Source organism: Gilliamella sp. Nev3-1 (genome assembly GCF_001690435.1).
GTDB classification, from domain to species: Bacteria; Pseudomonadota; Gammaproteobacteria; order Enterobacterales; family Orbaceae; genus Gilliamella; species Gilliamella apicola_C.
The window spans coordinates 1-14,905 of the sequence record NZ_LZHN01000003.1 but is presented as its reverse complement, the minus strand read 5'-3'; the positions used below and the strand labels follow the sequence as shown (position 1 = coordinate 14,905).

The window sequence follows — 14,905 nt, the reverse complement described above, 5'->3', positions numbered from 1 at the left end:
TGTTCCCTCTGTTGCTAATTACTGATGGTTGTCAGTATATGGTAATAATGCCAAGTAACGAGCGCGTTTGATTGCGCGAGCTAATTGACGTTGATATTTTGCGCTAGTACCAGTGATACGGCTTGGTACAATTTTACCACTTTCTGTGATATAGCTTTTTAATAAAGAAACATCTTTATAATCAATTTCTTTAACGCCTTCTGCAGTAAAACGGCAGAATTTGCGACGACGGAAATAACGTGCCATTTGGCTATTCTCCTAATAGTTTAATCTGGTCAGCATGTAATACAAGTTGGCTTGTTTGGTTACGTTTAGTGTGGGTACTTATAAATCCACTGACTAAAATTTTGCTGCCTTTTTTTATGTAACTTAACTCTTGTTGTCCACTAGCAATTACGGGCATTATGCACCATGCTTGCCTTGTGAGTTCTGCTTCGATTTGTTTAGAAACATGTTCTAAATAAAATTGGCAGTGCGAAATCCCACTTGGACTGACTTTTCTTATCGGTGTTTTTTTTACAATACCCGATAACACTAAACGATTATTCGTCGGAATCATCGTCCATGTTTACTTCGTTAAAATCTTCTTCAGAACTACGACGTTCTTCTTTAGCTTTTAACATAGGTGAAGTTTCAGTTACAGCGTGTTTGGTGCGCATAATTAAACTGCGAATCACTGCATCATTGAAGCGGAAGTTATCTTCAAGTTCATTAACAGCTTCTTGAGTTGCTTCAACATTCATTAACACATAATGTGCTTTGTGCAGTTTTTCGATAGGATAGGCTAATTGACGACGACCCCAATCTTCTAAACGATGGATTTTACCACCATCAGTGGTTAATGTACCAGTATAACGTTCAATCATACCAGGTACTTGTTCACTCTGATCTGGGTGAACCATAAATACTATTTCGTAATGACGCATTATCGCTCCCTACGGATTAATCAGCTTTCTGTCGGGGGCAACCGCAACCCATTGAAAGCAAGGAACATGAAAATAGGCGGTTGAAATCGACGTGGCATTATATATCAACTTATTATATTTGACAAATGAATATGCCAAGTGGTTTTAATACTTATTTTGATCGTTATAAGCAAGCCCTTCTGCATTTGAGTATTTCAAATTATAGGAGATATTAAAATATAACTCACAATAAAAACTTAAATAAAATCAATAGTTTTTCTGAACGGTTTTTAGGGTGTAAAATGCATTTTAAAATGTAACGATTTCTATACATTTTTATTGTTAAAATATGTTATGCTTGAGTATGTAAAATGTTAATTGTAGGTATATGCATAGTAAGGAGAATTTGATGGCTCAAGAAATTATTTTGAAGGAAACTATTTTTAGTAAAATTATTCGAAAAGAAATCCCTGCTGATATTGTTTTTCAAGATGATAAAGTGACGGCATTTCGTGATATTTCTCCTCAAGCACCGAAGCATATTTTAATTATTCCCAACAAACTTATTCCAACTATTAATGATGTTACTGAACAAGATGAAGTGATATTAGGGCATATGGTGACAGTTGCTGCTAAAATTGCAAAGCAAGAAGGTATTGATGAAAGCGGATATCGCTTAATCATGAATTGCAACAAAGATGCAGGGCAAGAGGTCTTTCATATTCATATGCATTTATTGGGCGGTAAAAATTTAGGGCGATTAATAGGTTAATCATTATATGAAACAGTTCAAAGGTATATTTGTTACTAGTGCATTAATTTTTGCGTTAACTGGCTGTCATCTTATTAGCAATACCCCAAAAGTGGAAATGAAACCGCCAGTAGATGAAACGCAGTCTAGCGATACGGCGGTCATTGAAATGCCTCCTCAAATTGTTAAAAAAACGGATTGGCATTTAATCTTATCGCCTTTTATCAATAAGTTGGCTAATACATCACTTGCAAGTTCTGATAATAAGCTTATTTTAATTAGCGATATTCAAAATCGTAGCGGTGATTATCTTGCAAGCAATCAAATTGATGAAGCTTTACACCAATTAATGCATAAACAAAACACGTTCACAGTGGTTAATAAGCAGGTCATAAATCAAGCTAAACAAACGCTGGGTATTTCAGCTGATGATAAGTTAGTTTCTCGCGGTAAGATGATTGGGTTGGCTAAGTCAATAAATGCCAACTATGTTCTTTTCACCACTATCTATAAAGTGCCTGATGAAAGCCATGGAGCAGATCTTGCAATGGAATTAATTTCAACACAAAGTGGAGAAATTCTAGCTAGATCTACCTCTAAAGATTTTTCTAAACAACTCAATATTAACGAGGGATCAAATCAAGTTATTGAGGATAACAAATAATGGGACCATTGCTGATTGATGTTGAAGGTAAATCATTAACCGAAGAAGATAAGGCATTATTACAAAACCCGTTGGTTGGTGGGGTGATTTTATTTAGTCGCAATTATCAGGATCAAACTCAATTAAGAGAATTGATAAAACAGATTCGGGCAGTTTCTACACAGCGTTTATTAATCTCGGTTGATCATGAAGGTGGGCGAGTTCAACGTTTTCGTGATGGTTTTACTGCTATTCCACCTGCGCAATCTTTTGCGGCTCTTAATGAGCTTGAGCAAGCTAAATCGTTAGCTTTTGATGCGGGGTGGGTACTTGCAATGGAACTTATTGCTTTTGATATCGATCTTAGCTATGCGCCCGTTTTAGACTTAGGTCATCATTGTCTTGCTATCGGCACTCGTTCATTTCATCAAGATGCCAATATCGCCTATCAAGTTGCTGCTGCTATGATTGATGGTATGCATGCTGCAGGAATGAAAACAACCGGTAAACATTTTCCTGGACATGGTCATGTGCTTGCTGATTCGCATAAAGAAACACCTATTGATCATCGTGAAAAATCACTCATTGAACACGATATGCAAATTTTTGCCAAATTGATCGCTGATAAAAAACTCGATGCCGTTATGCCTGCTCATGTTATCTATCCTGCTTTTAATGATCAGCCTGCTAGTGGTTCACCCTATTGGCTTAAAACAGTACTGCGTGAGCAATTACATTTTGAGGGGGTGATTTTTTCCGATGATTTATCGATGGAAGGTGCAGCAATAATGGGAGGCTATGCCGAGCGAGCCCAAGCAGCATTAGCGGCAGGCTGTGATCTATTGTTAGCTTGTAATAATCGACAAGGCACTATTGCCATTTTAGAAAGATTAACAGAGCTAAATAAGATTTATCCATTAATATCAGATAAAGCGAAACATCTATTAACTAATACAAAAATCACTTATGCTGAATTAAAAAATAATTCTCAGTGGCAACATCGACGCGATAATTTAAAAAAACTTAGTGAAAAGTGGGAAGAATATGCAAGCTGCAATGATTGAAATTGATAATAACCAACTTCTAGTTGCGTATAATGATACGGCTAAAGTATTATTTCCTCATAACGTTTTAGTATTAAATCAACCTTTTGATTACCAAAAAACATTTAATTTTGATAATACAATAAATATAAATGAACAAGATGATACAATCATCGTTTTAAATTCTCAGCACTTTTTATTGCAAAAAATGGTTGATCCATCTAAAACAGTCTTTGTTGTGCAACCAATTGCTTACTTAAAAAAACGATTGTCGAAAATCAAAGTCGTCGGGCACCATGCTTTCGATATCTTTGCTACTCAAAGTTTAGTTATGCAAAAACTTATTGCACAGGCTAAAGCTTTTTCTATGCAAAGTGAACCTTTATTAATATCAGGCGAAACAGGTACTGGTAAAGACTTACTAGCTAATGCTTGTCACCAATATAGCCCTCGTGGCGATCAAACCTTTCTAGCATTAAATTGTGCAGCTATGCCTGATGAGGTAGTGGAAAGTGAATTATACGGGCACGCAGCAGGCGCTTACCCAGGGGCGATTGAAAGTAAAAAAGGTTTTTTTGAGCAAGCTAATGGTGGTTCAGTATTGCTTGATGGCATTGATGAAATGTCTTTTCAAATGCAAACCAAATTATTACGTTTTATTAATGATGGTTATTTTCGGCGAGTAGGTGACGATAATGAAGTCTATGTCGATGTAAGAATTATTTGTGCAACAAAAGTCGATTTAGCTGATTTAGTCGAACAAGGTAAATTTAGAAAAGATCTCTACTACCGACTTAATGTACTGTCGCTCAATTTACCCTCATTGCAAGAACGTAAAGATGATATTTTGCCACTTACGCATATCTTTGTTAATGAATTTGCCAATAAACAAGGGATCATACCACCTGCGATCGATAATGACCTTATTGACTACTTTGTTCACTATTCATGGCCAGGCAATGTAAGACAACTTAAAAATATCTTATACTCTGCATTAGCCCAATTAACTACCCCAATATTAACGGTTAAAAATATCGTATTGCCAACACCTAAATCACAAGTATCATGGGTCAACAATATCGAAAATAAAACTCTGGATGAAATAACCAAGCAGTTTGAAAAAGAAATCTTATTAAAACTTTATGACCAATACCCAAGCTCCCGAAAACTGGCTAAAAGGCTCGGAGTGTCGCATACAGCAATTGCTAATAAGTTGAGGGATTATGGGATAGGGCGGTGATTTTGCTAAATAATGTTAAAAGAATATTAATAACAGGTGGAGCCGGATTTATCGGTTCTGCTGTTATTCGTTATATTATTGAACATACTCAAAGTTATGTAATTAATATTGATAAATTAACTTATGCAGCAAACTTGTGCTCATTAGCAAAGGTTTCAAGCAACAGTCGATATATCTTTAAAAAGATGGATATTTGTAATCGGCAAGGACTTGAACGTGTATTTCGACAATATCAACCTCACGCTATTATTCATTTAGTCGCCGAAACCATGCCGATAGCTCAATAATCAGTCCAATTAATTTTATCGAAAGCAATATTATTGGAACTTTTACTCTTTTGGAGGCTTCGCGAAATTATTGGAGCAATTTATCAGAGAAAGATAAAGGCAATTTCCGATTTATCTACGTTTCAACTGATGAAGTTTATGGAAATTTAGGTAGTACGAAGTTATTATTTGCCGAAGCATCCCCCTATTCCCCAAGCAGCCCTTATTCCGCATCAAAGGCATCAAGTGATCATTTAGTTAAAGCATGGCTTCGTACATATGGATTTCCTGCAATTATAACCCACAGTAGCAACAATTATGGCCCTTTTCAACATATTGAAAAATTGATTCCATCTGTAATTATAAATGCTCTAGCTGGTAAACCTATACTCATTTATGGCAATGGTTTACAAATACGTGATTGGATATATGTAGAAGATAACGCTAAAGCTTTATATGCAGTACTAATAAATGGTAAAATTGGCGAGGTTTATAATATTGGTGCTAATAATGAACATACCAATTTAGATATAGTGCAAATTATTTGTTCAATGATGGATTACCTTGTTCCCAAACACCCAATTGGAATCAAACGATACCAAGATTTAATTCAATTTATATCCGATAGACTTGGTCATGATTATCGATATGCTATCGATTCATCGAGAATACAAAAACAGTTAGGCTGGAAGCCACAAGAAACATTTGAAAGTGGATTGCGAAAAAATGATAAAAAATGAGGATATCTCAGTAGTTGTACAAGGACCTGTGGTACCTATTTTGACAAAACTTAGCTTGCTAAGTATTAGAAAGTACCTTCCTGAATCTAAAATTATATTATCTACTTGGAATTTTTCTAATTTGGAAGGATTAGATTTTGATGAATTAGTTCTTAATGAAGATCCAGGCGGATTTGCTCACACTTACTGTGATGGAATAAAAATCAATAATGTTAATCGACTCATTATTTCAAGTTTAAATGGAATTAGAGAGGTAAAAAGTCGGTATGTGTTTAAGATTCGTAGTGATTTTTTGTTAAAAGGAAATTCCTTTCTAAAGTTTTTCAATTTGTACAATCTTGTTGAGCAAAAGTATGTTTTATTTGAGCATAAAGTTTTGGCTTGTAGTTATTTTTCACGCAATCCCAACAAGGTTAATTTGCCCTATCATCCTTCAGATATTGCCTTTTTTGGTCTGAAAAATGATTTATTAAGACTATTTGATATCAAATTAATGAGCGAATCTGATGAATTCTATTTTCAAGAAAATGGCAAATCGGATAGAAGATATGCTCCCGAACAGTATATATTCATTAGTTTTTTACAACAAAATAATCGAAAAGTATTGTGTAATAATAAAGTAGCTGTTAACAAAGACCAAATAACGCAAACAGAACGTTACTTTGTTTCTAATTTTATTTTTTTAGATTGGAAAAATTTTAATTTAAAGCCTCCTAAAAAATTTTATAATTATCGTAAATTAGATCATTTTTCATGTATAACTCATGTTGAGTGGAAGAGATTGTATTACAAGTATGTAACTTTAACCTCTACTAAATTTGCTGGATTTAATTGTGAAAGATTAAAATTGAATTTCATTTTGCTGAATTATCAATTAGTAAAAACGATTGCAAAGTTAGTAACCTTGTTTATTTTAGGTAAAAAAAATAAAGAATTGCGAAAAAAAATTAGAAAAAAAATAATAAGGAATTAATTTTTTCTGTTAAAATGCGAAAATTTAATCATTTATTTTAATTTATTGGGAATAATAATTATATGCTTAACATCGTATTGCCTATGGCTGGTAGGGGAAGTAGATTTGCAAATGCAGGGTTTTCTATACCCAAACCATTTATTCCAATTCATGATGTTCCCATGATAAAGGTTGTTGTAGATAACCTATCACCGAAATGTGAACATCGTTTTATTTTTGTCTGCCAACAACAACATATAGATCAGTATAATTTAATACCTAAATTGAAATCGTATTCAAAAAATGTGGAAATTATTGGTATTAATGGAATAACTGAAGGTCAAGTTTGTACAGCACTTCTTGCTAAAAAATACTTCGATAATAATGAACCTTTAATGAGTGCCAATGCTGATCAATATATTGATTTTGATATAAATGAATATTTAGATGCAATTTCTGACAAAAATCTAGATGGTATGATTATGACGATGAAATCTAATGATCCTAAGTGGTCATATGCCAAAACAAATAATGAGGGTTTTGTGATTGAAACAGCTGAAAAAAAAGTAATCTCAAATGATGCTACAGTTGGAATATTCAATTTTTCTAAAGGTAAATATCTTGTTAAAGCTGCTGAACAAATGATAAAGGATAATATTCGAGTTAATAACGAATTTTATACTTGCCCTTGTTATAACTATCTAATAAGAGAAGGGAAGAAAATCGGTATATATGGTATAGGTGAAGAATATAATGGTATGTATGGATTAGGTATTCCCAAAGATTTGGATTTTTTTCTTAATAATCCTATTTCTTTGAGGGTAAAAAAATGATAGTTCTTTCTCATCGAGGATATTGGAAAGCAATTGAAGAAAAAAATACTGAGATTTCATTCAAGAGAAGCTTTGATCTTGGTTTTGGTACAGAAACTGATTTAAGAGATCATGATGGTGAAATAGTTATTTCACATGATATGCCTGTAGGTGATGAAATGAGATTTGAGCAGCTTTTATCCATTATGGATGGAAGAAATTTACCATTGGCTCTAAATATTAAAGCTGATGGATTATCTAAAATTATCAAAGAAATACTCAAAAAATACAACCATACTAATTATTTTACTTTTGATATGTCAATACCAGATATGGTTTGTCAAATTAATAACAAACTCAATGTCTTTACTGGACTAAGTGATATTTTGAATCAACCAGTTTTAATTGATGATTGTTGTGGTGTTTGGTTGGATTGCTTTAATTCAGATTGGTATGATCACACGCAAATTGATAATCTTATTAAACAAGGAAAAAAGGTTTGTTTAGTTTCGGCTGATTTACATAGAAGGGATGTATCAAAACAATGGGATATGATTCGTAAAAGTAAGTACGTAACTAATGAAAATTTAATGCTTTGTACTGATTTTCCTGAAGTAGCAAGAGGATATTTTAAATGAAAATTAAAGCTGTATTATTTGATATGGATGGAGTATTAATAGAAGCTAAAGATTGGCATTATGAAGCTCTTAACCGCGCTTTAAATTTATTTGGATATGAAATAAATCGTTTTGAGCACCTAACTAGTTATGACGGATTGCCGACTTCAATGAAGCTAAAGAAATTAACTTTAGAAAAAGGATTACCTGCGCAGTTACATAATTTTATTAATGAAATGAAACAACAGTACACTGTATCAATGATTCAAAATCTATGTAGACCTCGCTTTAATCATGAATATGCGTTATCGAAGTTAAAATCAGAGGGTTATCGACTTGCAGTAGGCTCTAATTCAATTCGAATGACGATTGAAATGATGATGAATTATGCTAAATTAACAGATTATTTCGACTTTATGCTAAGTAACCAAGATGTAAAAAATGCTAAACCGGATCCTGAAATATACCTAACTGCCATATCAAGAATGGAGCTTTGTCCTCAAGATTGCTTGATAGTTGAAGATAACGCAAATGGTATCAAAGCTGCAATTGCTTCTGGGGCTCATGTATTAGTAGTTAAAACAGTTGATGATGTTAACTATAAAAATATAAAAAAGCGTATTTTAGAAATAGAGAAAGGAGATATTAAATGCAAATAATCTTCTTGATGGGGGGGCAAAATTTTGAAAAAAATAGTGAAGATTACCCTCTTTATCTTACAGAAATTAATGAAAAATTGGTAATTGAGAGACAGATTGAATATTGTAAAGGATTAAATCCAAGAAAATTTTTGTTTTGTGTTAAAAATGATGATATTAAAAATTTTCAGGTCGATTCAGTTATAAAACAATTGGTTCCTGATAGTGAAATTGTTATTATAAATGACCAAACAAAGGGGGCAGTATGTACGGCTTTGCTTGGTATAGAGTATATTAATAACGATGAAGAATTAATACTTTTAGCTGTAGATGATTTTATTGAAGTCTCAAGCGAGAGAATTTTACAATATTTTCGTGATAATAAAAGTGATACAGGTGTAGTTTCTTTTAATTCTGTTCATCCAAGATATTCTTTTGCAAAATTAGACAAAAATAATTTAGTGATTGAAGTCTCAGAAAAAAAACCTATTAGTAAAAATGCGTTAGCTTCCTTTTATTATTACAAAAAGGGGGCCGATTTTGTAGAGTGTGCTATGGATGTTATTCGAAAAGATAACTTGATCAATGGTTCTTTTTATCTGAGTCAGTCTGTTAATGAGATGATTTTGAGACAAAAAAAAGTCTCTCTTTATAAAATTAATAATGAAAAGTTTCATCCTCTTAAAACGGAGATGCAATTAGCTCAATATTTAGCAGAATTATTGGATGTAAAGGACAGTAAGTAATGAAAATTGCAAAATTAGATGATATGACAAAAGGTTGGTTTATCGGAAACTTTGAGCCTTCTATTTATAAAACTAATGATGTTGAAGTTGCTGTAAAAAAATATAATAAAGGCGATTATGAAGAAGAGCATTATCATAAAATAGCTACCGAATATACTGTAATTCTTTCTGGAAAGGTGAGAATGAATGGTATAGAGTATAGTTCGGGTGATATAATTGTAATTGAGCCACGTGAAGCAACGGATTTCGAATGCCTAGAAGATGGTACTATAAATGTGGTTGTAAAGCTACCAGGGGCTAATAATGATAAGTATTTAAAGTAATTTAATTTGTCAATTTATGTTTAATGGGAATTCTTTAGTGTTTTCAAGGGAAAGTAAAAAGAGAAACTTATCAGTCCTACTTATTTTCCAGATTTTGAAAACCAAGCTAGTTTGTGGTTTATTTTTCCAAATTTAAATGAGTCAAATAAATTCGGTGATTATGGATATAAATTGATTTTATCTGAGGAAAATTTTATAGTTGAAAATAGCGGTATAATCTAGATTACACCATGAAGTGCAATTAGCCTTAACTCCTAAAAAGAGACAGGGCTTTTAAGCTTATGCTGTTTTCTTGGCAGTGAGTTCAATAAATATGGTATTTTCCTTATCTGTTGATCGTCAACTAGTAAAATGGACGATGAATTAATAAAACTGACGGATTAAGTCATTGGTGTTTTCATTTATGCCTCTTTGCCTGCTTTTATAAGGCTTAGCAAAATATACCATGGTGTTTGAATAATATTCAATAGCACGATGATAATTAAATTCCGCTTCATTATCAAATGATGATGTTTTTAACCGTTTTTTTAAACGGCGTTAGCCATTTTATTATCATATATCTAGCTTTGGAGATGGTGCGTTGATTGGTGTTTCCGATTAATACTTGCCCAGTTTTGCGTTCAACGAGCCGTCACCAACACTTGCTTGTCTTTGCGGTTAATAATGGTATTGTAAATACCACAAACTTAGTACACAACTTACGTAGAAAATTAAGCTGCCTGTTTTAATGTTTTATATTCGAGCGGTGTCATGTTATTTAATGCCTCATGCGGTCTTTCGGTGTTATAAATCGTTAACCCTTCTTCGGTTATTCTCCTTGCTTGTGCTAAGTTGTTAAAAAGATATAAATCGAGTACTTCAGTACGATAGGTACGATTAAATCGTTCAATATAGCCATTTTGATATGGGCTACCGGGCTCTATATAATCAATGGTTATACCATGTAATTTAGCCCAGTTGGTAAAGGTTTTTCCTGTAAATTCTGGCCCATTATTACCCGTATTTTTAATGGATAGCCATGATATTCGGCCAGTTTATCTAAGTAACGGGTAATCCTTCCTGCCGGTAAGCTTACTGTGTAACTACCCCCTAAAATAGTACAGCACAAAAGTAGAAAATTCTCTATGATAAAAGAAAAGAGGATTTAATTATGAAAAAATGACTGAACATCAAATCGCAGCTATTTTAAAAGAAGCTGAAACAGGTATTCCTGTCAAGGAACTCTGCCGTAAATAGGGCATGGGTAATTCAACTTTCTATAAATGGCGGGAAAAATATGGTGGTATGGAAACGTCGGATATCAAACGCTTAAAAGAGCTAGAGGCTGAAAATCGCAAGCTTAAGCAGATGTTTGCCGAACTGAGCTTAAAATCCCAGCTTCAGGAAGAAATTATAAAAAAGCTTTAGTGCCAACAGGGGCACGTAAAACGTGGGCACAGCAACTACAACAAAATCATTCAGTTACTATTGCTATGAGTTGTGCCATTGTTGGTTTAAGCCGTTGTGCTTACTATTATCAACCTAAGTTACTGGATGATTCGGTGATTGTTTCGGTGTTGAATGCTATCACAGACCGGCATTTACGCTGGGGCTTTCCTAAATACTTTAATCGTATCAGGAAGCTCGGTTATCAATGGAACCATAAACGTGTTTATCGGGTGTATAGTGAATTAAAGCTTAATCTCTGAATAAAGCGCAAAAAACGCATTCCTCCACGAAGCCCAGAAAGGCTATTAGCACCCAGTAAACAAGGTGAATGCTGGTCAATGGATTTTATGAGTGATAGTCGCTGTAATCAACGTCGCTTTAGGACATTCAATGTTATCGATGACTTTAATTGTGAAGCGTTAGGTATTGATATTGCAGTAAGCTTACCGGCAGGGAGAGTTACCCGTTACTTAGATAAACTGGCTGAATATCATGGCTATCCATTAAAAATACGAGTCGATAATGGACCAGAATTTACAGGAAAAACCTTTATAAACTGGGCTAAATCACATGATATAGCCATTGATTATATAAAGCCCGGTAGCCCTTATCAAAATGGCTATATTGAACGATTTAATCGTACCTATCGTACTGAAGTACTCGATTTATATCTTTTTAACAACTTAGCGCAAGCAAGGAGGATAATCGAAGAAGGGTTAACGATTTATAACACCGAAAGACCACATGAGGCATTAAATAACATGACACCGCTCGAATATAAAACATTAAAACAGGCAGCTTAATTTTCTACGTGAGTTGTGTACTAAGTTTGGGGTATTTACAATCAAACTTATTAAAATCTGACTTATATTTATGGTTTAATCAACTTTGTATATATAAAACGATTGGGAGTAAGGATGTGTCCTTTATAAATTTTTCGCTTATTGGATAATCCATCATTATTTTTTAATTATGTAAATTAACAGAAATTGCATTAATAACTAATTGATATTAAAAATATTAGGAATAGCAAAAAAAAATTCTTGTATATATAAAGAAAAAAAACTAGTATATCATGTCGCCAGATTATATGTAATTCAGTTTCGAAAATTTTGGAAGTGTTTACATTTTTTGCCCCCCCTTAAATATTTTTAGATTTAAGGGGGGGTAAATTCGTTGAAAATAATTGCTAGCTGTTTTGTGATAATAGTTTTACAGAGTATTATATATACTTATTTAAAATTATTTCATAGATATTTAATCGAAACATATTAATTTTAATGGAAAAATTATGTTAAACAAAATTGCTTTTGTTGCCCATGAATTTGGTTTTTATCCTGGACATGGTGGTATTGCATCTTATCTATATAATATTTGCAAATATATTCTGTTAAACCACACAGGAGTTGAACTATATGTATTAGTTAATTGTTTTGATAAAAAATGTGATTTATTAGCTTTTAAAAACTTAACAGTTATAAGTATAACTAATTCTAAAGATGTCTATGAGCATCTTATTTCTATCCAACCTGATTTCGTTGAAGTCTCTGATTATTGTGCGTTGGCATTGGATTGCCTAATAGCAAAAAATCTTAAAAAACAATTTTCGGAAACTGTTTTCGCTGTTCATCATCATACAGCTTCCCGGGAGTGTTATGAATGGAATACTTCGTTACCTGTTAAGTACGCAAACCATTTCATTAAAGACTGTTATATGAGAGAAAAACTACAAATTATGTTGGCTGATGCCCAAATTTCACCTTCTAGTTTTATGAGTGCATATGTCAAAAAAAATTATCTTATTTATGACGAAGTAAGAGCATTTAATCATCTTAATGTGGAGCTAGTTGATAACCCCAAAAGTATTAAAGAAGAATTATCTGAATTATATGATTTAGGACAATTCAGTGATACTTTTAATATTCTTATAATATCAAGAATAGAAGGCCGTAAGAATCAACGTTTTCTAGTTGAACAATTCATTAAATTAAAAAAGAAAGTTTATAATTGTAAACTTTTTATTGTCGGAAACACAAATTATGATGAAATTACTAATGAGGAGTCGAGATATCAAATTTATAAAGAGGTACCTTTAGAGTTTAGAAATGATATCTTGTTTTTTGATTTTGCTGATACTAAACAAAAAGAAAAATTTATTGCCATAGGTGATCTTTGTGTCTTATCTTCTACATTTGAAAGTTTTTCAATAGCATTAGGGGAAACAATTGTGAAAGGAATTCCAGGAATGGCTTCTAAATATACAGGATGTTGTGACTATTTAGGCGCAACTAAAGAAGTTGCTACTTTTGATCCTTTTGATGATACTGATTTAGCGGAAAAGATAGAAAATTTTTATAATATGTCTAAAGAAGAAAGAATGAATATTTTATCAATTCAACAGGAAACTTTTTCTAAAGTAACATCTCCTTTAATTACTGTTGATTCACGTCTAAATTGGATAAATGAGAAGTTAAAATCTCGAAAAAAAAGGAGGGGGGGAAATATTGACTCATGGCAATTTATTAATAACCAAGAAGTTGTCAAATTTATAGGTAAACATGTGATATTAACTCCCAATAATAAAAAAAATAAAATAATTGATAATTTCTTACAAGATTTTACGTTCAATCAAAATTTTACTGATAAAATCATAATGTTTAATGAAAATTATGCCTATATTAATGAAGTTATTGATGCTGTTGATTATGGTTGCCCTATTTTGATTCTGAATGCTCGAAATTTATTTTCTGAGGGGAGCTTGTTATCTTATAAAGACCTTCTAACAGCAATTAATTCAAAAAAAGAGAACGTTATTGAAATAGCTATAAATGGATTTGGTAATTTAGAACCTAATAGGACTCATCTAAAGTTTATGCTTTCCCTTAATGAAAAACTCAATTTTAAAGGTAATGTAAATGGATAACATATCCTTATTAATTCATGGTCCCTACAATGATAATATCCTAAATAAAATTTCATATTCTATGAAAAAAAGCCGTTGTGATATAAATGAAATAATATTTGTTATATATGAAAATGATAAGGAACTATATGAAAAGGAAATAACAAATTTATTTAGTTCATTTAATGTTAAAAAAGTTTTTGTTAAAGATTTGATAAATCCTGGATTTGCCAATATAAATAGGCAATTATTGTCTGTTCAAGCTGGGCTTAACGTTATTGATAATGATAGTTTCGTGATAAAGTTAAGAAATGATCAGTATATTGATTTCAATAAGTTTTTTAGAAAAATAAAAAAATATAATTGGGTTTTGGATAATAATAAAATAATTACGACATGTTGTTATACTCGAAAAGATAGATTGTATCATCCCTCGGATATGTTTTTAGCAGGGATGGCTGAAATATTGAAAGAATATTATGCATTACCGTTATATGACAAAACTGAGTTGAATGTTATCATGGAGGTTAGGGAGCTTGTAGAAAATAGTGATTATCAACTAAAGTATAATCCTTTTTCGCCTGAAAGCGAGCTATTCAGAAGTTTTTTAATTAAGCGAAATTGGGATATTAAAGAAACTAAAGAAGATAGCTATAATGCTTTTTGTAAATATATCTATCTTTTAAACTCTTGGGATATTTCTTTAAGATGGAAGAAAAAAAGAAACTATCCTTTTAAAAAGAAAAATCAAATAGTTTTACCTCATTTTTTTAAATTAGCTCCTTTTGTCGGCGGTCCAGTTGAAAACGCCTCTTGTATATTAAGGCATGAGATACATGGAAGAAAAAATATTATAGACTGCTATTATATTGTAAAGTCAAAAGTGATATGGAAGTTTT

General features: G+C 32.2%; 18 protein-coding genes and 2 pseudogenes. 16 read left to right on the top strand and 4 right to left on the bottom strand.

What is annotated here, in order from left to right; all coding sequences use genetic code 11:
* Positions 1-18: 18 nt before the first annotated feature.
* The 3 genes from rpsR to rpsF are packed head-to-tail and all read right to left on the bottom strand — an operon-like array spanning position 19 to position 926.
* Positions 19-246, bottom strand: a complete 228-nt coding sequence (gene rpsR, locus A9G40_RS00195; protein ID WP_025314965.1) for a 30S ribosomal protein S18 — start codon at positions 244-246, stop codon at positions 19-21.
* Positions 247-250: 4 nt separating this feature from the next.
* Positions 251-559 carry a primosomal replication protein N gene (gene priB, locus A9G40_RS00190; protein WP_065566922.1) on the bottom strand — a complete coding sequence of 103 codons (309 nt, stop codon included), beginning with the start codon at positions 557-559 and terminating at the stop codon, positions 251-253.
* Positions 543-926: a 30S ribosomal protein S6 gene (gene rpsF, locus A9G40_RS00185; protein WP_065566923.1), complete on the bottom strand. Its 384-nt coding sequence runs from the start codon at positions 924-926 to the stop codon at positions 543-545. The genes priB and rpsF overlap by 17 nt, the downstream gene beginning before the upstream one ends.
* Before the next feature lie 403 nt (positions 927-1,329).
* Here rpsF and A9G40_RS00180 point away from each other — a divergent pair, with 403 nt between their 5' ends.
* The 11 genes and pseudogenes from A9G40_RS00180 to A9G40_RS00130 all read left to right on the top strand — a co-directional run bounded on the left by A9G40_RS00180 (position 1,330) and on the right by A9G40_RS00130 (position 9,676).
* Positions 1,330-1,677 carry an HIT domain-containing protein gene (locus A9G40_RS00180; RefSeq protein ID WP_065566941.1) on the top strand — a complete coding sequence of 116 codons (348 nt, stop codon included), beginning with the start codon at positions 1,330-1,332 and terminating at the stop codon, positions 1,675-1,677.
* A gap of 7 nt (positions 1,678-1,684) precedes the next feature.
* Positions 1,685-2,320: a hypothetical protein gene (locus tag A9G40_RS00175; RefSeq protein ID WP_065581380.1), complete on the top strand. Its 636-nt coding sequence runs from the start codon at positions 1,685-1,687 to the stop codon at positions 2,318-2,320.
* Positions 2,320-3,363, top strand: coding sequence for a beta-N-acetylhexosaminidase (gene nagZ / locus A9G40_RS00170; RefSeq protein ID WP_065581379.1), 1,044 nt, complete (start codon positions 2,320-2,322; stop codon positions 3,361-3,363). The genes A9G40_RS00175 and nagZ overlap by 1 nt, the downstream gene beginning before the upstream one ends.
* Positions 3,344-4,582: a sigma 54-interacting transcriptional regulator gene (locus A9G40_RS00165; RefSeq protein ID WP_065581378.1), complete on the top strand. Its 1,239-nt coding sequence runs from the start codon at positions 3,344-3,346 to the stop codon at positions 4,580-4,582. The genes nagZ and A9G40_RS00165 overlap by 20 nt, the downstream gene beginning before the upstream one ends.
* Before the next feature lie 2 nt (positions 4,583-4,584).
* Positions 4,585-5,588: pseudogene (gene rfbB, locus A9G40_RS00160) on the top strand (dTDP-glucose 4,6-dehydratase).
* Positions 5,575-6,561: a WavE lipopolysaccharide synthesis family protein gene (locus A9G40_RS00155; RefSeq protein ID WP_065581377.1), complete on the top strand. Its 987-nt coding sequence runs from the start codon at positions 5,575-5,577 to the stop codon at positions 6,559-6,561. The pseudogene rfbB and the gene A9G40_RS00155 overlap by 14 nt, the downstream one beginning before the upstream one ends.
* Positions 6,562-6,644: 83 nt before the next feature.
* The gene (locus A9G40_RS00150; RefSeq protein ID WP_218057901.1) at positions 6,645-7,373 is read left to right on the top strand and encodes a glycosyltransferase family 2 protein; all 729 of its coding nucleotides are present in this window, start codon (positions 6,645-6,647) and stop codon (positions 7,371-7,373) included.
* Complete coding sequence (locus tag A9G40_RS00145; protein WP_065581375.1) at positions 7,370-7,990, top strand: phosphodiesterase; 621 nt, start codon at positions 7,370-7,372, stop codon at positions 7,988-7,990. The genes A9G40_RS00150 and A9G40_RS00145 overlap by 4 nt, the downstream gene beginning before the upstream one ends.
* Positions 7,987-8,628, top strand: coding sequence for an HAD family hydrolase (locus A9G40_RS00140; protein ID WP_065581374.1), 642 nt, complete (start codon positions 7,987-7,989; stop codon positions 8,626-8,628). Before A9G40_RS00145 ends, A9G40_RS00140 begins: the two co-directional genes overlap by 4 nt.
* Positions 8,619-9,353: a glycosyltransferase family 2 protein gene (locus A9G40_RS00135; RefSeq protein ID WP_065581373.1), complete on the top strand. Its 735-nt coding sequence runs from the start codon at positions 8,619-8,621 to the stop codon at positions 9,351-9,353. The genes A9G40_RS00140 and A9G40_RS00135 overlap by 10 nt, the downstream gene beginning before the upstream one ends.
* Positions 9,353-9,676, top strand: a complete 324-nt coding sequence (locus tag A9G40_RS00130; protein WP_065581372.1) for a hypothetical protein — start codon at positions 9,353-9,355, stop codon at positions 9,674-9,676. The genes A9G40_RS00135 and A9G40_RS00130 overlap by 1 nt, the downstream gene beginning before the upstream one ends.
* Before the next feature lie 710 nt (positions 9,677-10,386).
* Here the strand turns inward: A9G40_RS00130 and A9G40_RS15670 are convergent.
* A pseudogene (locus A9G40_RS15670) lies at positions 10,387-10,671 on the bottom strand (transposase); the annotation flags it as partial.
* Positions 10,672-10,915: 244 nt separating this feature from the next.
* Between A9G40_RS15670 and A9G40_RS00125 the strand changes: the two are divergent.
* From A9G40_RS00125 to A9G40_RS00110, 5 genes are all read left to right on the top strand, one after another.
* Entirely contained in the window at positions 10,916-11,083 is a 168-nt protein-coding gene (locus A9G40_RS00125) for a transposase (RefSeq protein WP_081297217.1), read from the top strand.
* Positions 11,083-11,364: an IS3 family transposase gene (locus A9G40_RS14100; RefSeq protein WP_081302089.1), complete on the top strand. Its 282-nt coding sequence runs from the start codon at positions 11,083-11,085 to the stop codon at positions 11,362-11,364. The genes A9G40_RS00125 and A9G40_RS14100 overlap by 1 nt, the downstream gene beginning before the upstream one ends.
* Positions 11,365-11,907: an integrase core domain-containing protein gene (locus tag A9G40_RS14095; RefSeq protein ID WP_442902692.1), complete on the top strand. Its 543-nt coding sequence runs from the start codon at positions 11,365-11,367 to the stop codon at positions 11,905-11,907.
* 488 nt (positions 11,908-12,395) lie between these two features.
* Positions 12,396-14,027: a glycosyltransferase family 4 protein gene (locus A9G40_RS00115; RefSeq protein ID WP_065581371.1), complete on the top strand. Its 1,632-nt coding sequence runs from the start codon at positions 12,396-12,398 to the stop codon at positions 14,025-14,027.
* Positions 14,020-14,905 (top strand): WavE lipopolysaccharide synthesis family protein (locus A9G40_RS00110; RefSeq protein ID WP_141675142.1); only part of this gene is annotated, 886 nt, incomplete at its 3' end. The genes A9G40_RS00115 and A9G40_RS00110, both read left to right, overlap by 8 nt.